We start from the raw sequence: 19,172 nt of genomic DNA on the forward strand, positions 1-19,172 counted from the left end.
ACCCCGTCTCTACAACCAACCGGAATTTATATCTCTTTTTGCTTTCTAGCTTTCCAAACCGAATATCCTACCGCACCAATCAATAACAACAAGATAATCAACGAACTAAAAGAAGTAATATAAGCCGCCGTAATATAACCTTGCGGTCTAAACTCAAATACGATCTGATGCTCTCCCGCAGGAACTAACATAGCCCTTAATATCCAATCCGCCCGGAAATGCGGAGCGGGCTTCCCATCAATCGTAGCCTCCCATCCCGGTTGATAATAGATCTCAGAGAATACCGCTAATTGCTCAGAATTAGCCTTCGTCGTATAAACTAATTTATTGGGACGATAACTATCCAATGTTATCGTAGCGGTAGAGTCCAATTGAGGCGTGAAACCTTTCACCTCATTGGCGAAACGTTTATCGACAACCGCCGTCGTTAACGGATTAATCGTATTCAACGCCGCTATTTCCGCATCCGCATTCTCCACGACCTCCACTTTATCCACAAACCAAGCGTTGCCGAAAGCGAACGGATTTCTCAAAGGCGGTTGCTCCGGATTATAGATAATATAACGTGTATTTAGCATATTCAAGGACGGGCAAGCAGCGAACGCCCCCATCAAATCCTCCGCAGTCTGCGCTTTCTGGAAAGCCCCGATAACCGAGTTAAGCTCTCCTTGCAGACGGTGGTCGATCAGTTCTTGGTACCGTCTCAGCTTCGCGGCGTAATAACCACCGACGGAATGGTGATAGTACGAGGTCGTTGTCTCCAAGAAAGGATTATTCAAATTCAAGACACGATAAGAAAGGTCCTTATCCTTCATGATTTCTTGATCGGCTACCGTCTCTTTATATACCTCTGTAGGTTTCTGGCGGATAAAGTTACTATCGTTCAAATATCGTTTATCCACCGTCCATAAATCAACCAACATCAAGACCGCAACGCCGATCCCTACGAATGTCGCCACCTTTTTCCGATCTTTCGAGGTATAGAACCAGAACAACAAAGCCGCCCCTAATAAGATAAAGACCAAAGAGCGCAACGCATCCGCCGAAGCCAAGGAAGCACGATCCATTAACAAGGCGTTGTAATACCAATCCGGCAACTGATATTGAGCGTCGAAAGAAGAACGGAAATCCAACAGCATACTCGGCATCAACCAAAGGATTAAAGAAAGCCCCCCCGTGATAGCCAAAGCAGCGATCAATCCTCTCTTCAACAAGGCATCGCTCACGGCCTCGGATAACACCTCTTTCAATCCCCATATAGCGATAATAGGAAATACCATACCCGGAATAACCAATGCCATCTCTACGGTACGGAACTTATTATACATCGGCAAGTAATGGAACATAAAGTCATTGAAGCTATCAAAATTACGTCCCAATGCCAGCAATATCAAAAAGACAGAACCTCCGAATAACCACCATTTCATCGGATTCCGGATCACGAACATTCCCAGAACAAACAAGAAGCAGACCAATGCCCCGAAATAAACCGGCCCGGAAGTAAATGTCTTCTCTCCCCAATAGGTAGGAGCCTGTACCTCTTTTCCGACTTGAGCGCCTTTCGCCCTTAATTCCTTATATAACTCAGAATCCGGGCCTAGCATTCCACCCGAACTTCCACCATAGGCATTCGGTACCAACAAGGTCAACAACTCCCCTTTTCCATAGCTCCAAGCGAACGCATAATCCTTGTCCAAGCCGGAAGAGATCTTCTCGCCCGAAGGGGTCGTTGTCGTTAATTCCGTAGCCCCACGGATAGAGTTCTGTCCTAAATCCCATTGAGCATACATATTCTGGGCATTCGGCAACACCGCCAATATCACGCATCCAGCCATAATAGCGGTTACCGTACCCAGTTCTTTATAAGCTTTTTCCTTCAGTTTATTGAACAAATATCCCAAATAAACGAAGAAGCAAAGTAATAATAAATAATAAGTGATTTGCAGGTGCGTATTCGCGATAGAGAAAGCGACACCCAACAAGAACACGACCGCCCCCCATAAATACTTACGCTTGAACAACAGGGCCATACCCGCCAACGTTAATGGCATATAAGCGATTACATACGCTTTCGTGACATGGCCGGCCTCTATAATGATCAGATTATAAGACGCTAAAGCGAAAGCGATGGCACCAGCGATCGCCAACCACCAATTTACGCCCATGACACACATCAAGATATAAAAACAGACGAATCCGGTAAACACCATCCCCGCATCCATATATCCCAACGCTTTTAAAGGCTTCTCCACTAAAAGATATCCGGGAAACCGTGGAGCCGGATTGCCATATCCCGACACATAAGGCATTCCGCCAAACATGGCATCGGACCATGCGCTGAATTCTCCCGGTTGGGCCGTCTTCTCATATTCATCCATCTGGCTATTCCCCATACCGATAGCCTTTTCCGTATCCCCTTGCCGGACTACCTTACCTTCAAATACGGCCGGAGAAAAATAAATCACCGTCAATACCAAGAATACGGCTATCGCAGCGATATGTTTTCCCCATTTACTCATTATACTCCGCATAAAACTTATCTATAATTTATTGTTTATACTCTACCTTTAAACCATTTGGCAAAATAGAATCTCACGGCGAACCAACCATGCAACAGAATCGTCGACACCTTGCCATAATACTTACACATGACCTCATATCGCTCCTTTAAGGAAGCTTTCCGGTTCACACTACTTAACCCTTCCTCCAAAAAATTAGACAGGATCAAACGTGTATTATGTATTCTTTTCGATCGTCTCAGACATTGGATACACCAATCATAATCCGCCGTCAAACGGTATTCCATATTATATAACGGAGCGATCTCCCGTTTTGATATAAACGACTGGTGACAAACCAACATTCCCATCCGGAAACTCTTCCAAGTCAGTTTCTCCGGAGCTTTCAACCTGCGCATCCCTAACGATCTACCCTCCGCATCAACGATCCGGGTCTCTCCGTAAATCACGTCAGGCAAAGATACTTTCTTTTTCAAAGACGCCACAATTCTTTGCACGGTATCTGCGGTATAAAGTGTATCACCCGCATTCAAGAACCACACATAGTCCCCCGTAGCCAGCTTCAATCCCTTATTCATAGCATCATACAAGCCTTTATCAGGCTCGCTTATCCAAGAAGCGATACCGGACTCATATTGCTTGATGATCTCCACGGTCTTATCCTTCGACGCTCCGTCAATCAATATATACTCAATATTCGGATACGACTGGCTAAGTACGCTCAATATCGTACGCTCCAGCCATCGCTCCGCATTATAGGTGATCGTTATGATCGAAAATGTAGGTTGCTGATTCATTTCCATTATCTCTTATAAATTTCCGACTTGTCTCACACGATATTTTTGTAAAGGATGCTTAGGAGAAGACGGATATAATCTCTCTAGTAGCCCATCCTCTAACATTCTTGGTATAACCCGATTAATTAAATAAGAAGCCTCTCTATGAACAGCTTCCGCTATTATTTCCAGAGCTACATAATCCTCACAAACAGATAGTATTAACCTCGACAAATCCTCATAACGCATATATTTCTTACTTTCATCCTTCTCCAGTTTGCTTTCATCTTTTTGAGGCTTGCTTTCATCCTTCTTCAGTTTGCTTTCATCCTTTTGAGGCTTGCTTTCATCCTTCTCCAAAAACAGCAAACGGTACCTAGTTCCCCGGCCATTTCCTATAGACTCCAAAAAACCAGCATTGCACATACTTTTCAGTAGCTTTGTAATATTTGAGCTATGTTGGTTCAAAATATATTGAAGTCTTTCATTAGATACTTGTTTTTCAGAGTAACAAAGAGCCAAAACCGTGAATTGATCATATGGAATTCTTTCAATTTCCCGTCCAAACAGACGCTTAAGTTCTTCTAAGACTTCCTCTGGATACAAACTTTCCATCGGTAAATTCAACACCACCCGATCCGGGTGACTTTGCTCCTCTACAAATGGAGGTCTCCAATTCGCATTTTTCCAACCCATAAAAATCTTATTCACCCCACTTCCTGCTTTCTCAGAGAAGCCAATCAGCATAAACATCTTTTGCAAGCTCTTATTACGGCATATACTTTCACCTCCGGCATAATACTGGGCCTTACTCACTAGCAGTGTTCCGGGATTTTTAAATACATAACGATCTTTCCATTGTTCTATCGTTATATTTCCTTCCTCCATATAATCACAATGCACCAATGTATTTACAAATGCCTCACGTAAAGCGACATGTGTGGTAGTATCTTCCAATCTCACACCATTCTCCAAACGGAATGGCTTAGGCAGTACAGATGATAATTTAGGATACACACGCCGATAAAATTGAAAAAGATTCGCTTCCCAAGTTCCATCCATACAAATGCGATCTGTCCATCTAACATTCTCATCTACCGACATTTTTTCCTGATAATCCGGAAAATAAGATGGAGCACATTCATTATCCGTTATACTTTCTGTCCTTCCAAACATTAATATACCCGCTAAAGTAAACCCTTCTTGACCTGTTTGCCTATCTTGTCGATATCCTCCCAATTTTCTCAAAAAAGCCATATCATCAAGTGTCAACCAAGGGTGATCTGGCTGACGACTAGAAAGTAGCAGTCGATATTGTTTAAGTGAGTCCAAATCAATATCTTCCATTGAATAATTACATAAAATACGAGAATCTCTCGGATGTTCCTCATCCGCATCGGCAATCATTCTGCGAACTTCCGTATCCGTACATTTATAATCTCCCTCATTATTTCGTTTATAAGTATGTCCATTCAAGGGATTTCTTGTTAAATATACAGGACGTTGTGAACGAGATGCTCTCGGAACATAAATCAGCAAAAGAGATTTTCCTCTATAGTCTACCTCTTGAATATTCTTGTCAGTAAGTAAATTAACATTAACGCAATCCGGATTATTCAATTGGTTACAAATGATTTGCCGATAAGACACAATTTGCTCTGGAAGAAGTCCCTCCACAAATAGTGCCCCATTTTTCTCCTTTATTCCCAGAACGATAGTTCCTCCATCTGTATTCGCAAATGAAGAATACGTTTCCCACACACTATTTGGGAATCCGGCACGAGCGGTCTTAAACTCTAAATCGACAGCCTCTTGACTACGTAACAAGCTATCCACATATTCTACAAAATCCCACTCGTCCACCTTAATCCATTCAGGCTTATGCTGATCGTCCATTTATTCCATTTTTCCACAAATGTAGCAATTTTCATTTGCTTTCAATCACCTACCAACAAGCATTCATTCTTACTTCGATATGCTGATCTTCTTTCACGCTATTTTCTCTTATTACACAGGCTCTGATACAAAGCTATATATTTTTCGGCAATAACCGATTCCCTATAACAATCATGCACCTTGCGGACGCAAGCCTCACTAAATCGAAAAGTCTCTTGGTTGTCAATTATCCACTTAATCCCTACAGCCAAATCATTTGTATCCTTATATTTAGCTACATACCCATTCTTCAAATGATCTATCATCTCCGGAATCCCTCCTGTCTCAAATCCCACACAAGGCGTACCGCATGCCATCGACTCCATAATCGTATTGGGTAAGTTATCCTCCAACGAAGGAATAACGAACATATCGGCACAGGCATAAACGGAAATCATAGAGTCTTGATCCGATATATATCCCAGCGTATTCACCTTAAAAGGAAACTGGCTAATCAATTCTTCCGAGCTATTTCCCATCAACACGATTTCTATGCGATCTTGGTATTTCTCTTTTAGTTTTTCGCAAGCCTCGATCAAAAAAATCGCTCCTTTCCGGGTATCTGAAAGCTTAGCGGCGGCAAAAAGAAGAAGGAACTTATCTTCCGGCAGGCCGAATCGTTTACGGGCCACCTGCTTTTCCATACGCTTAAAGGCTGTCACGTCAATCGGGTTAGGAATCGAGGTAAAACAGGCTGTTCTCAACCAATTGCCTTTTTGGGCCTCTTCCATTATCCATCGGCTACAACCGACAAATGTAATCTTAGATAACCCTATTTTCCCTTTCTCCTTAAAAACAGAAGCCGCTAAATCAAAAAACGGATTTCGTTTCAGCATCGGGCACTGATAACAATTCGATATATACTTCTCACATCCTCCCGGATAATGACAAATAGCCGTAGCTGGCCACAAATCATGCATAGTCCACACAATAGGTTTTCCGGTATTTACTAATTTCTTAATATCAGAAAGAGACAAAAATCCTTGATTCACCCAATGCAGATGAATCACATCCGCCTGTTGCACTAATGGGTGCTTCGATAAGTCCGTGCCTGTATTGGCTATGGAAACTTGAAAGAGGTTCTTCTTGCTAAAGAAGTTACAGATAAAGATTATCAGTCGTTCCCAAATGAAGCGAAAAGAATTAAGCCTATGTGAAGTCCATGAATTATTTACAGAGAAAACTTTTACATGGTCTGTTTTCCGATCCCGTACTAACATAGAAACCTCTACACCAGATTTACCCAATGCTTTCGCTAGTCGGTTCGCAGCGACTGCCGCTCCACCGGTTAATTCAGAGGTATTTAATATCAATATCTTCATGACTTCTCTATTATTTTCCAATAACCATTTTTCCTAGCTCCAATGCGTTCAATCCAACCATGCTCTTTCAACTTTTTTATAAGCTTCCGGATATACTGCTCTGTCAAATCCAAACGATTTGCTAAATCTATTTGACGGATAGTAGGCTCCTCTCGCAAGATCTGATATACCTCCCGTTCCATATCCGACAATTCATTTATCCGCTCATTTATCCGCTCATTTATCCGCTCATTTATCCGCTCATTTATCCGCTCATGAGAAAAAGTCAAGTATAAAAAACCCATCTTATGCTCATATACAGGAGCGGATAATCCTTCTGCCAAGCAGTTGTCAATAATACGTTGTGTTCCCCGTCCCCAACTCTCAATAAAGCCAGCTTTGTAAAAAACATCCGCTATCAACTTATTATGAGGTCTAGAGGGGTGAGGACGAGACAAGTCCTCAACCGTAATATCGTGCAAACGAGCTTCATTCCCTATCACCAGCTTGTCCTCGTAAACACGTACCTGAATTTCGGAAGAAACAAAATATTCTCGATGGATAATCGAATTCAATAAGGCTTCCCGCAGAGCCTCGTAGGGATAAACCAGTTTCTCACGCCTATGAATCCCCTCATACGATATATAACTTAATAAATATTTCGTTCGCAATATATCCAAAGCCCGATCCACCTGCTGAATCAGATTCCCCTCGATAATATCGGTTGTCAGTACCTCCGTATCGGTAAGGAACTTTCCTATTTTAATACGAGCTTGTAACACATATCTCTGCACATTCTTTCCAAACAAGACTACAGCGGCTCTCTTGAAACGGCCTCCTACAACCAAATTCAACCGCTCCATCAAAGCCAGCAGATCCGTTTCCTGCTCGATGGAAGGAACCCGGTCTTTAGCCAATAGCTTAAAACGTTCTACCGTATCGGCATCTATGTCCTCCAATGAGAAATCCTCCTCGATCACACTTTCCCATGTCAAACCCATTTTCGCAGCCAAAAACATATTTAGCTGATTCCCTTGTAGCTCGGAAGTAACGCTTCCACTCCGGGTATAATACCGTCCATGCACGGAAATCGGCATGGCAGAAGGTTGGACTTCTATTTCCAAATATTCTTTACCGGCCTTCTCCCTCAAATGGATAAGAGGCATAATACCCGTTTTCTGAGCAATAAAGTTCGGCAGTTTCTCAATCAACTTCTTTGGCTGCTCTATCCCTACAACTTCTCCTTTATCATCGATACCGATATATAATACACCACCCTCCGTATTACAGAAAGCTGATATATAACGGGTATATTCGTCATGCCATGACTCTTTGAATTCGATATGTTGGTTTTCTTTCATATGATCTCCCAATGTTCTAATTTACGCCCGCCGATCCGTTTTAAGATTTCCAGTTCTTGCAAGCGAGCAAGATTATGTCTTATTCCACCTAACGCTGCGTTTGCTATGTTTTCACAAAGTTCTTTTTAGTCGCATAAGAATACTCGTCACTCCAACTTTCCCCAAGCTCTATGTTTTGAGACTCAGTATTCATATGATTTTTAGGCAAAGTTAATATTTATATCCAGAGAATCAAGCTCTTTACATATTACCATTCATATAAAAAAGCTGAAGCCGTTCTATCAAGGAACTAGATTAGTCTTTCTCGCCTCAAGTAACAACTGATCCAATAACTCCTTCTTATCTTTATACATAAGGTATAGTTTAGCTGCGTTTCTTCGACATTGCTCTCCTGTAAAAGAACTATTCCATATACGCATTCCTCCTGCGGATAATGATTTAAAACGAGCATCATACCACCCAACTTGAAGACCTTGCAACCAAGCCCTCAAACAAAGTTCGCAATCATCAAATTGGAATGGAGCAAACGAAAAGTCAATGTGCATCAATTTTTCCATGAACAAGTTCTTATCCAACCACATCGGCGCCCTGTCCACATGAGAAACAAATAAAAAAGATTCTTTATCCTTTCGCTCCACAACAGCACCTAAACCGAATTTATTCTCCTCATCTATCACAAAATCAGAACCATTATTCCCTCCCAAAATAGCAAGTCGTGGATATTTCGAGAAATAGGATAACGCTTCTTCTACCCAATGAAGATCTTCAAAATCATCATCATCTTGCAAAAGCGCAATATATTTCCCATTCGCAAAACGAATCGCTTTATCATACATGACATTTTCGTACAAATCATTTGCCCTAATCACAAATTCGTTAGCCCGCTGCATAAACAAAGATAAAGCGTTCATATGTTTAAAGTCGGAACCGTCGTCTATAACAATGATCTCAGAGGAGGGCCACTCTCTCAGCTTCTTCACAATATGTATTACTTGGCGACTTTTATTATGAGACTGTATGATAAAAGTCACATTTGGAGTATTATTATAACCCTTACTCAGCCAACCATCATATGTTTTTTTATTGTTTTTAATATTCGTTTTCTTCACCAACGACCAATAAACTCTATCGATAAATAAACCTAATTCCATACATCAATCATTATTTAACATATAACGAAAATACTCACTACAAGAGACCGGAAAGTAAAGAGCACGCAAGAATGAGAACACCATGTTATGTTCTTTGGAATAAACAATTTTATTTCTCAACCTCACACAAATACATTCTAATCTCAAAAATGACATAAAAGACCGGCCAGACTGATATAAAGCCATCAAGCAGGCATCATCTTTCGCTATCGCTTCTTTAGGAAGAGACGATAATAATTCATAAACTTGAGAAAAATAAGACCGAATGAAGGGGCGTAGACTACGATATTGAAAATATGTTTGCTTGACCATCCTTAATATATTCAGTAATGTCTTACTATAATTGGAAGGCTCTCCATAAGTGGCCGCCGAGATATGCCGTCGCTGATGAACTAAAACACAATCACAGAACGATATGCTATCATAAGCAGCCGCTATGATCTGAAAAAGATGGTCATACATAAAATGAGGAGACCAGATATTTATATCCGGTATCATCGCTATAAAATCTTTCTTAAATAGCATCGTATGTCCAGCTAAAGAACTCACATAAACAACCCTTTCCAAATTAAAGTTAGGGATACGTTGGTCAAAATGAATTTTGATTCCTTCACCATTAGCAAAGGGTTTGGAGAAACCCGAGGATAACATCTTATTTCCAATCATTCCGATTTGCCGTTCAATCTTATATGGCTCCCAAATATCATCTTGATCGGATAACGCTATATAATCTCCTGTCGCACGTTTTATCGCCGAGAAAAAATTCTCATTCACGCCAATAGATCGCTTATTCTGGAATATTTTCACAAAATGATACCGTTGCTGATAACTTTTCAAGATGTCCCATGTGTTGTCAATAGAATGATCATCCTGTATAATAAATTCATATATAGGATATGTTTGATTTATAATGGAATCTATTTGCTCAATCAAGAACTTCTCTCCATTATAAGTACACATCACGATAGATACTGTTTCATGCTCTTGCATACACCACGTCTAAATTAATCAATTTTCCCGAGCTATTCCCACTAAGACAATGTTTAGACAATCTTAGAAGCCTCAACCAAACACACACCAACTTCCCTTAATCTCTATATTTTGAGCTGTAAAGCTCATAAGATTTTTAGGCAAAGTTAATATTTATATCCAGAATCAGATCTATTTAATAACATATTCCCCAGATCTGCCTATTATACCATGGACAACTCCAAGAATAAATGATTTCATTTTTCTCATCTTATCCGTTTCTGCCATTAATATGCCTATAGGTCTCCAAAAACAATAAATCTTCAAGAACCATATGTAACCTTCATATTCTTCCCTTGAGTACAATCTATACAGAAGGAAATAATTTCTTGTCAAATAATATGTACGAGTCGCTGGATAGTTGGGTGTAACCTTTTCTTTACCAAAGAGCCTATAGGCAAGAGGATAGCCAAGTTGATGATTCATCTTAATGGAGTTTACTTTAACGATCTTATACCCTCTTTTTCTAATCCGACACGCAAACTCACAATCTACCGCATCAATAAAAAAATCTTCACGAAACAATCCTATTTCCTTAAATGCAGAAAGAGGATGAATTGTACCAGACGTTATAAAGCCAGTTACTATTGAATAGACCGCACCATCACCACCATCCCCTACACAATATGCAAAACAAGCTTGATCCTTATATTCAACAACACGCTTTTTATATTCAAAGAACATATTTTCAGAGAAAGAACTGTCTTGATCCATAGTTAACAAATGAGTATATTCATTCTCAAGCGCATATTTAACAACTTCATTCAAAGCTTTTCCTATACCTACATTTTTATTCTCGCCCAACAATAAGACATTCTTATTCCCCAATAAATCAATACAACTATTAATAGATATATTACTATCAGGAGTATTATTCCAAATAACCAATTCATCCAAGTAAGGCAAATATGTTAATATATTTTTCCATACTACCTCATCGGGATAATACAAAACTACTACACCCAACAATTTCATAATTTTTCCTTTACTTCCTTATAGCATATTAATCTTTCAATAATTCATATGTCAATCGACGATATTGCTCCTCATAACTTAACACCATGCTATTCTCTTTTAACATCAGTTCCTCAGTCAACGGTTCTACTACAGAAAGAGCATACTGTAACCTTGCAACTAAATCCTCTGGATTGTCAACACTAAAACAATTTCCATTTTCATATTCTTGGATGAGGCTAGAAGCTCCGGCACATGAAGAACATAACGTATAACATCCCGCAAGCAAAGCCTCGTTCACAACTGCGCCAAATGGCTCATAAATACTCGGTAAAACAAAGATAGCACCTAAATTATAAAAAGCCATTAATTCTTCTCCTTCTTTTTTTCCAACAAAAAAAACAGAGTCACTAATATGTAGCTCCTTAGCTTGCCTCCTTAATTCATCTTCCAAGTTCCCCTCCCCTACAACTATTAAAACCACATTCTTCATTTTTAAACTGATTTGCGCATAACAGTCTAACAGTAAAGAAATATTTTTCACTTTAACTAAACGACCCACAAATAGAATTACCTTTTTATCTTGTAGCAAGCTTTCTTTTAAAATCTGGCGAGAACGAGGCAAAGCTCTCTCTAAACTCTTCCTGAAATTCTCATCCGACTGGATAATAGGGAAATATAAATATTTAGCCTTATAAAATAAATGTTCCCGATACCAGTCAAAGGCTTTTCTGTCTGCCAAAATAATCCCATCAATAAAATTAAGCAGTATAAATCTAGTCAACTTCTTGATTATCCCAACCGACTTTGCCATATCCACATTATCATCACAAATTGTATAGATCTTCACTTGTCTTCGAAACAGCCATTTATGCAACAGCACCAATAATCCTAATAGATTATATTCCGAAATCAACACAACATCAAATCGACTAAGACTCAATATCTTCCACACATCCAACCTTAAGTTTTTCACACCACAAAAACCCGGTTGCAAAAACATCGGCATAAAAGCCAATCGCCGCCTCATCTTCTCCTTATTAAAAGACTGCTCCAACGGATCCTCAAATTCAAAATAAAAACTAGCATCAAACTCCTTATTCAAAGAATTAAAAAAATCTATTCGATAAGGAGCTATCGCCGGATGAAAAACCACAAGTTTCTTTTTCATTTCAAAATGCGTTTTATCTTTTCGGAGTTCCATACTTTCCTATTTGTCTCCAACTTCATTTTCCAATAAGAACGTCTTTCCGGATTTCCCAACAATAAGAATTGAAGAATACGAATATAACTTTTCAACTGAGTAATAGCAAAGATCAATCGGCAGCCAAAGATACCATAAACCTTCCGAAAATAAATATATTGTCCCTCATATAAAAAATAAAGACGAGATTGCTTTATATAAGAAGCACGACCCTCCAAATGTGTGATCTTTGCTAAGGGGACAGAATAAATATCAAATTTAGCTTTATGGATCCGATGACACAACTCTGTTTCTTCATAGTTCATAAAGAACTCAGGAGCAAAAGCACCTACCTGAGATAAAACAGATTTCCTCACCATCAGGTCTGCACCAACAATAGAAGCAACCCGTATGGGTTTATTTGAAACATTGAAAAATATAGATCGAGGATGAGATAAAGAGATTGGCGATATGTACATAATAGATAGTAGCTCCCAAAAGAAAGACGGATATTTACGGCTAAACGAGGTTGTCGGCTTATTATCCTCATCATACAAATTCCCCCCACAAGCTCCTATTTTATCCGAGGATCTTAAAAATGAATATAATTCGAAAAGAGCATTATTCAACAATAGTGTATCAGGATTCAAAAACAAGATACAATCACCTTTCGCTTGATCAAGAGCCAAATTATTAGCTTTTCCAAAACCCAAGTTATCATCTGCTTGAATACAAATAACCTCTGGATATTGTTTCCTTATCAAATCCAAGGAATAGTCACCAGAAGCATTATCCACAACTATAATTTCATAGTCTACCCCTGTTGTATTTTCCTTAACAGACTTAATACTATCTATTACCAACGAAGCTGTTTTATAATTTACATATACAATACTAATCATACCGACTCCCCCAAGAAAAGCTTTTTAACATCTTCCTCAAATTCAGCCTTTTCCATCAAAATCCGACTCCTATAATAATTAAAGTCAGAGAAACATTTCTCGTAATCTGCCAATACATTTCTTATCAAAGAAATGACATCTTCCTTAGAAACTTTCTTCTCATCAAGCTTATAAATATCCGGAATTGGAATATCTTCGTAAAAATAAGCAGCTCCCCTAATTCCTGTAATAAGACAACAACCATTCAATGCTGCCTCACGAGGCAAACGGTCTTTCCCCGGATGATTACCAAAATCTATATACAATTTACTTTTCCTTAGAAGCTCTACTAACTGTTTACGTTTAAGACCTTGTATAGGACGCCATTCTAAGTCAGGAGACAAACGTATTAATTGCCTAGTATATTCCATACCTTTTGCTGGATTATATAACACGATATTCTCACGTCCTGAAACTTTAGGTATCTCATAAAATTCCGTATTGATATAATCTTTTAAAGGCAATACATATTTAAACCCTTTCGTATAAAGAAAATGATGAGCATATTCCGACTGATACAGGGACACATACCGTTCTGAAGAAAGGCTATTTAAAGAAATCCGACCTCTCTTATCCTCTGGACTTGCATATCCCTTAAAATTCAGAATGAAACGATCTACAAACATTCGTTTACTCAAGTCAAACAACTCTTTTAATGGTAAATTAAACATACAACCATTATAAAAATTGTCCACACTCAACCACCATAAGTAAATGCGAGCATATTTGATGTCTATATGATGTTTAAACAATGTTTCTGGCAATACGACAATATTGTCTTCTCTATCGACAATTTCCAAACTCTGTTGAATATTATATCTCTTAAAAGCATCCGGGATTGCCGCATCTGGTTCACCTATATAATAGATATAAGCCTCCGCACCATTATTCCTCAACACATCTACCAATTGATGCAATAACTCCGTCCCACCTGTTACAAAATTTGCAGGACAATAAATATAAATCTGATGTTTTAAAATTCTAGCCTGTATCATACAATGACAACTTTTTCTACTATCTGGTTCATATCATAATATTTGTATTCAGCTAAACGTCCCCCAAAACAAACATGTTTTTCACGATCTGCCAAATATTTATATTTTTCAAACAAAGTTGTATTCCTTTCATCATTAATAGGATAATAAGGATCTGCACCTTCTTGCCAAGAGATAGGGTATTCACGTGTAATAACAGTCTTAGGCTGCGTCCCAAATTCAAAATGTTTATGCTCGATAATCCTTGTATAAGGAATATCAGCATCTGTATAATTTATGACTGCATTACCTTGATAGTTATCAATATCTAATAATTCTTGTTCAAAATATAAACTTCGAAAATCCAAATGTCCTTCACTAAAGGTAAAATATTCATCAATTCTACCAGTATACACTATTTGATTTGCTAACGCCTCAAAATATGGACGATCCTTAAAAAAATCAGCATTACAAAGCACCTCACACCCTTCCAATAGCTTTGATATAAGACCATTATATCCTCCTGCAGGAATACCCTGATAAATATCAGAGAAATAATTATTATCAAAAGTATATCGAGGAGGTATACGTTTTATTATGAAAGCGGGTAAATCACGAGGGCTTTTTCCCCATTGCTTCTCCGTATATCCTTTGATCAATTTCTCATAAATATCCTTTCCCACAAGAGATAGTGCTTGTTCTTCCAGATTCTTAGGGTCATCAATCTGCACTTCTGTGCGTTGACGTTCAATTTCAGCTTTTGCTTCCGCAGGAGTTTTGGTACCCCAAAGCTGATAAAAAGTATTCATATTAAAAGGCAGATTGTATAAGACATTCTTATAATTAGCCAATGGAGAATTTGTGAATCTGTTGAATTCAACGAATGAATTTACAAAATCCCATACTTTCTTGTTAGAAGTATGGAATATGTGAGCCCCATACTTATGTACATTGATTCCTTCTATACTTTCACAGTATAAATTTCCCCCAACATGAGAGCGTTTATCTATTACAAGAACCTTTCTACCGAGGCTTTTATATTTATATGCAGACAAAGAGCCAAACAACCCCGCACCAACTATTACTACATCATATCTTGCCATCTTGTTACGATTTAAGTCCTTTAATAAAAACAATACTCTCCTTAAATATCTTAGAACCTGTTAACCAAACAAATAATATATACAATATTGCGACTAAGATAATCTTTAAGATCAATAGAAGCAACAGATTCTCCATATTTTTTGTGATAAAGAAAACGATACTTATTGAGGATAAAGTCAATACTAAATATGGCATAATGTCACATAATACACTTGACAAACGAATAGGAACTAATTTACTCAAATAAACATGCCACATTAACATCCAAATAATAGAATACACACCTACGTAACCTGCTGTCATCGCTAAAATTCCGTACCTTGTCATATAAAAAGCCAAGAAAAATTGAATTAATCCTATTACAACATGATTATTTAAGTAGAAATCAGAACGTCCACAACTAATAACAATTTGTGAATATAAGACTTGAATAGGAGATATAGCTCCCCAAATACATAATAACTGCAATATAGAAATACTATTAGACCATTTTTCACCAAGTATCAGAAGAACAAACTCTTTTGAGATAAAAGCCAACCCCAACATCAAAGGGAATGATACAAATGCCGTAAAGCGCAACATCTTTCTAAAAATTTTAACTTGGTAATCTTTATCTGTAGATGATCGAGCAAAAATAGGTTGTGCAACACTATTAATCATACCGCATATAACAGAGCCACCCATCGTCATCCACTTATTACCTTGAGAATAATATCCCACTTGATTTGCACTGTAAAATCGTCCTAGCAAAACAGAGAAAATATTATTATTAATTTGAGTAAACACATTGGTCAAAAACAATTTCACGCTAAAAGAGAACATTCCTTTTAGAGGCCTAAAGTCTAGCTCAAAAGTTGGTCTCCAAGGAGATATATAACATTTCAACAAAGAGCTCATTCCGACATATACCAAACTCTGAATCGCTAAAGCCCAATAAGCAAAGCCACTCACCGCTAACGACACACCCACTATTCCTGATAATAATAAAGAAACAATATCAATTTTAGCTTGTTCCTTTACCATCAGTTTTCTAAACATTACCGTATATGGAACCCCTGCTATACCAGCTAAAAAGAAACTAATAAATAACACACGAGATAATGCTATTAATTCAGGACGTTTATAAAACCCAGCAATCAAAGGCGCACTAAAAAATAAAATTACATACAAAAGCAAACCTGTAAAAACCATAAACCAAAAGACCGCATTATATTCCTTATGCGTAACTTCTTGTTTATTAGTTAGTGCCACTGTAAATCCGCTATTTATAATCGTACCTGCAATACCACTAAATATCGCCAACATCCCAACCAATCCATAATCCTCGGCATTAAGTGTACGTGCCAGATAAATACCAAACAACATCCCCAACAACTGTTGCACACCATTACTTACCCCTCCCCAGAAGAGCCCTTTCGCTGTCTTATCTTTTAATGATTGTTCCGCCATTTGATACGTATGGTAAAGTGCGGCAAAGATAAGCATTTACCTTTGGCTAACACTAAAAAAATGAAAGCTTTTCTTTGCTTTATGTATATTTACGATCTTCCGCAGATGATGTGGGAACAAAGAGTTATTGTAAAAATTCTTTTTATCCTTCGAACCCTCTTTATCTTCCATAGAAAAACACGTACGTGTTTTCTTAAAAACATGAGCAACTTTTCAAAAAAAGACGTACATGTTTTCCGAGAAACATGCACGTCTTTTTGGAGCTCTGATTATCAAATAATTATAGCGACACACAAAATCATCACCTTATTGTAATGATTTCACATATCTACTCACTGCTATTTCACACTTTTCCCCGCATAAATCCTCCGTATAATATCCACCACCTTCATACCTTCCAAGACGTTGGTCGTTATGATCTCGCCGGGGGCGCCGGAAAGGACATTGACCACGTTACGGATCACGAAGTTGTGGTTTTGGGCGGAGCCTTTGTAAGGGCCATAATCATTGCCGGGGTTGGTAGGGGCCAATTCCGGCATCTCATAATCCTTAATATGGCAATATTCTACCTCATTCATATATTGACCGCCGATTTTCACGCTGCCATTCTCGGCCACGATCAGCATGCTGCTTTCCAGATTCTTGTCCCATACCGCCGTAGAGTAGCTCAAACTGCCCATTCCACCGTTCACGAAATTAAAATTCACGAAACCGGAATCCTCAAAGGCGGTCAGTTTCTCGTGGTTGAAGTCGGCGAAACGGGTCTGGATATTACAGATATCTCCGAATAGCCAGTACATAATGTCGATGAAATGGGAAAATTGGGTGAATAAGGTACCACCATCCAAGGCAGCGTCGCCATGCCATCCTCCGGGTTTATAGTAGCGTTCGTCACGGTTCCAGTAGCAATTCAGCTGCACCATATAAATCTGGCCTAATTTTCCGGACTCAACCATCTCCTTGATCCAGACCGAAGGCGGGGAATATCGGTTTTGCATCACGCAAAATACCTGCTTGCGGAATCTCAACGAGGTATAAACCACTTTCTCTGCATCCGCCAAGGTCAAGGCCATCGGCTTTTCTATGACCACATGATGTCCGCTTTCTATTGCTTGGATCGCCATCTCGGCATGTAAACCGTTGGGTGTACAAATATTCACCACATCTATATCCAATCCCAAACGGAATAGTTCATCTATATTCCGGGCGAAAGGGACCGCATAAGCCTCGATCCCCAGCTCCTCTTTCGGACGGATATCACACAAAGCGACCAACTCCGCCCCTTCATCCCGGGTAATCATCTCGGCATGACGCTTACCTATATGACCACAGCCGATCACGGCGAAACGTATCTTCTTATTCATAAAACACTCTTTATAGATTCTATAATATAAGCCTGCTCCTCTTCTGTCATCTCCGTATGAATCGGCAAGGATAATACGGATCGGCTCAAGCGAGAAGCGACATTCAAATCCCCGGAAATCCGGCATCGACCCCTCATCACCTCTTGCTCCTGCAAAGGCAATGGATAATAAATCATAGAAGGAATGCCTCGTTCTTTTAACGCCGCTTGTACTTGATCCCTCTTTTCTACAGCTAGCTGTACCGTATATTGATGATAAACATGCGATGAAAAGGCTGATTTTAGTGGTTTGCGTACAGCATCCAATCCGGAAAAGGCAGCATCGTATCTAGCAGCCACTTTACAACGAGCGGCGGCAAATTCATCCAAATACCGAAGCTTAACATCTAAGACAGCGGCCTGCAAGGTATCCAAACGGGAGTTGCAGCCCACCAAAGAATGATGATATTTCATCTTTTGCCCATGATTGGCGATCATTCGCAGGCGTTCGGCCAATCGCACGTCGGAAGTAAACATCGCCCCACCATCTCCATAACAAGCCAACGGTTTCGAGGGGAAGAAAGAGGTCGTACCTATAGAGGCGATCGTACCGGCTTTCTTTACCGTTCCATCCGAGAAGGTATAATTAGCACCGATGGATTGGGCATTATCCTCGATCACATATAAATTATGGCGGCCAGCGATACTCAAGATCGATTCCATATCACAACACTGGCCAAAAAGATGAACCGCGATAATAGCTCTCGTCTTTTCAGACAGGGCATCTTCTATCTTTTCCGGGTCTATATTGAATGTACCGGGATCTACATCCACTAATACCGGCACTAGGCCAAGAGCCAAAGCAACCTCAGCCGCAGCGATATATGTAAAAGCAGGAACGATCACCTCATCGCCCGAATGTAAGTCTAATGCCATCAAGGAGATTTGCAAGGCATCCGTACCGTTGCCGCACGGGATCACATAAGGAACACCTAAATAATCTGATAAATGGTTACAAAATCCCTTCACCTGAGGGCCATTGATAAAGGCACAAGCATTTATCACCGTTTGCATGGCAGGATCGATCTCACTACGCAAACGTTCATACTGCTTCCGCAGATCTACCATCTGTATCTGTTTCTCAAGCATCTTA

The 19,172-nt window shown here is 39.2% G+C and carries 15 protein-coding genes; all 15 read right to left on the reverse strand.

The genetic code is table 11. The features are described 5' to 3' along the window. Nucleotides 1–26: 26 nt before the first annotated feature. Nucleotides 27–2,531: a YfhO family protein gene (locus ACYIA1_RS14905; RefSeq protein WP_480335678.1), complete on the reverse strand. Its 2,505-nt coding sequence runs from the start codon at nt 2,529–2,531 to the stop codon at nt 27–29. A 23-nt stretch (nt 2,532–2,554) separates the two neighbouring features. Next, entirely contained in the window at nt 2,555–3,316 is a 762-nt protein-coding gene (locus ACYIA1_RS14910) for a glycosyltransferase family 2 protein (protein WP_122382925.1), read from the reverse strand. Between the two features lie 12 nt (nt 3,317–3,328). Continuing rightward, on the reverse strand, nt 3,329–5,191 hold the full coding sequence (locus ACYIA1_RS14915) for an RNA-binding domain-containing protein (RefSeq protein WP_008774360.1): 1,863 nt from the start codon (nt 5,189–5,191) through the stop codon (nt 3,329–3,331). 98 nt (nt 5,192–5,289) lie between these two features. After that, nucleotides 5,290–6,552 (reverse strand): glycosyltransferase family 4 protein, encoded by a 1,263-nt coding sequence (locus ACYIA1_RS14920; protein ID WP_480335681.1) that lies wholly within the window; start codon nt 6,550–6,552, stop codon nt 5,290–5,292. Beyond that, nucleotides 6,549–7,892 carry an ATP-binding protein gene (locus ACYIA1_RS14925; protein ID WP_480335682.1) on the reverse strand — a complete coding sequence of 448 codons (1,344 nt, stop codon included), beginning with the start codon at nt 7,890–7,892 and terminating at the stop codon, nt 6,549–6,551. The genes ACYIA1_RS14920 and ACYIA1_RS14925 overlap by 4 nt, the downstream gene beginning before the upstream one ends. A gap of 281 nt (nt 7,893–8,173) precedes the next feature. Further along, nucleotides 8,174–9,043, reverse strand: coding sequence for a glycosyltransferase (locus ACYIA1_RS14930; protein WP_480335684.1), 870 nt, complete (start codon nt 9,041–9,043; stop codon nt 8,174–8,176). 3 nt (nt 9,044–9,046) lie between these two features. After that, nucleotides 9,047–10,033 carry a glycosyltransferase gene (locus ACYIA1_RS14935; RefSeq protein WP_480335686.1) on the reverse strand — a complete coding sequence of 329 codons (987 nt, stop codon included), beginning with the start codon at nt 10,031–10,033 and terminating at the stop codon, nt 9,047–9,049. Nucleotides 10,034–10,204: 171 nt separating this feature from the next. Then, the gene (locus tag ACYIA1_RS14940; RefSeq protein ID WP_480335688.1) at nt 10,205–11,047 is read right to left on the reverse strand and encodes a glycosyltransferase family protein; all 843 of its coding nucleotides are present in this window, start codon (nt 11,045–11,047) and stop codon (nt 10,205–10,207) included. Between the two features lie 28 nt (nt 11,048–11,075). Next, the gene (locus ACYIA1_RS14945) at nt 11,076–12,197 is read right to left on the reverse strand and encodes a glycosyltransferase (RefSeq protein WP_480335690.1); all 1,122 of its coding nucleotides are present in this window, start codon (nt 12,195–12,197) and stop codon (nt 11,076–11,078) included. Beyond that, complete coding sequence (locus tag ACYIA1_RS14950; RefSeq protein ID WP_008774355.1) at nt 12,194–13,111, reverse strand: glycosyltransferase family 2 protein; 918 nt, start codon at nt 13,109–13,111, stop codon at nt 12,194–12,196. Before ACYIA1_RS14950 ends, ACYIA1_RS14945 begins: the two co-directional genes overlap by 4 nt. After that, nucleotides 13,108–14,145: a hypothetical protein gene (locus ACYIA1_RS14955; RefSeq protein WP_480335692.1), complete on the reverse strand. Its 1,038-nt coding sequence runs from the start codon at nt 14,143–14,145 to the stop codon at nt 13,108–13,110. Before ACYIA1_RS14955 ends, ACYIA1_RS14950 begins: the two co-directional genes overlap by 4 nt. After that, nucleotides 14,142–15,227 (reverse strand): UDP-galactopyranose mutase, encoded by a 1,086-nt coding sequence (gene glf, locus ACYIA1_RS14960; RefSeq protein ID WP_480335694.1) that lies wholly within the window; start codon nt 15,225–15,227, stop codon nt 14,142–14,144. The genes ACYIA1_RS14955 and glf overlap by 4 nt, the downstream gene beginning before the upstream one ends. 4 nt (nt 15,228–15,231) lie before the next feature. Continuing rightward, entirely contained in the window at nt 15,232–16,677 is a 1,446-nt protein-coding gene (locus tag ACYIA1_RS14965; protein ID WP_057319945.1) for a lipopolysaccharide biosynthesis protein, read from the reverse strand. A 338-nt stretch (nt 16,678–17,015) separates the two neighbouring features. After that, the gene (locus tag ACYIA1_RS14970; protein WP_128577689.1) at nt 17,016–18,041 is read right to left on the reverse strand and encodes a Gfo/Idh/MocA family protein; all 1,026 of its coding nucleotides are present in this window, start codon (nt 18,039–18,041) and stop codon (nt 17,016–17,018) included. Continuing rightward, the gene (locus ACYIA1_RS14975) at nt 18,038–19,168 is read right to left on the reverse strand and encodes a DegT/DnrJ/EryC1/StrS family aminotransferase (RefSeq protein ID WP_480336321.1); all 1,131 of its coding nucleotides are present in this window, start codon (nt 19,166–19,168) and stop codon (nt 18,038–18,040) included. The genes ACYIA1_RS14970 and ACYIA1_RS14975 overlap by 4 nt, the downstream gene beginning before the upstream one ends. Between the last annotated feature and the right edge of the window lie 4 nt (nt 19,169–19,172).

It is taken from the genome of Parabacteroides sp. KHUB-02, from assembly GCF_056640955.1.

Bases quoted from the DNA above. Each gene is read 5' to 3' on its own strand.
- ACYIA1_RS14905 (WP_480335678.1), bottom strand. From the start codon at position 2,531: ATGCGGAGTATAATGAGTAAATGGGGAAAACATATCGCTGCGATAGCC.
- ACYIA1_RS14910 (WP_122382925.1), bottom strand. From the start codon at position 3,316: ATGAATCAGCAACCTACATTTTCGATCATAACGATCACCTATAATGCG.
- ACYIA1_RS14915 (WP_008774360.1), bottom strand. From the start codon at position 5,191: ATGGACGATCAGCATAAGCCTGAATGGATTAAGGTGGACGAGTGGGAT.
- ACYIA1_RS14920 (WP_480335681.1), bottom strand. From the start codon at position 6,552: ATGAAGATATTGATATTAAATACCTCTGAATTAACCGGTGGAGCGGCA.
- ACYIA1_RS14925 (WP_480335682.1), bottom strand. From the start codon at position 7,892: ATGAAAGAAAACCAACATATCGAATTCAAAGAGTCATGGCATGACGAA.
- ACYIA1_RS14930 (WP_480335684.1), bottom strand. From the start codon at position 9,043: ATGGAATTAGGTTTATTTATCGATAGAGTTTATTGGTCGTTGGTGAAG.
- ACYIA1_RS14935 (WP_480335686.1), bottom strand. From the start codon at position 10,033: ATGCAAGAGCATGAAACAGTATCTATCGTGATGTGTACTTATAATGGA.
- ACYIA1_RS14940 (WP_480335688.1), bottom strand. From the start codon at position 11,047: ATGAAATTGTTGGGTGTAGTAGTTTTGTATTATCCCGATGAGGTAGTA.
- ACYIA1_RS14945 (WP_480335690.1), bottom strand. From the start codon at position 12,197: ATGAAAAAGAAACTTGTGGTTTTTCATCCGGCGATAGCTCCTTATCGA.
- ACYIA1_RS14950 (WP_008774355.1), bottom strand. From the start codon at position 13,111: ATGATTAGTATTGTATATGTAAATTATAAAACAGCTTCGTTGGTAATA.
- ACYIA1_RS14955 (WP_480335692.1), bottom strand. From the start codon at position 14,145: ATGATACAGGCTAGAATTTTAAAACATCAGATTTATATTTATTGTCCT.
- glf (WP_480335694.1), bottom strand. From the start codon at position 15,227: ATGGCAAGATATGATGTAGTAATAGTTGGTGCGGGGTTGTTTGGCTCT.
- ACYIA1_RS14965 (WP_057319945.1), bottom strand. From the start codon at position 16,677: ATGGCGGAACAATCATTAAAAGATAAGACAGCGAAAGGGCTCTTCTGG.
- ACYIA1_RS14970 (WP_128577689.1), bottom strand. From the start codon at position 18,041: ATGAATAAGAAGATACGTTTCGCCGTGATCGGCTGTGGTCATATAGGT.
- ACYIA1_RS14975 (WP_480336321.1), bottom strand. From the start codon at position 19,168: ATGCTTGAGAAACAGATACAGATGGTAGATCTGCGGAAGCAGTATGAA.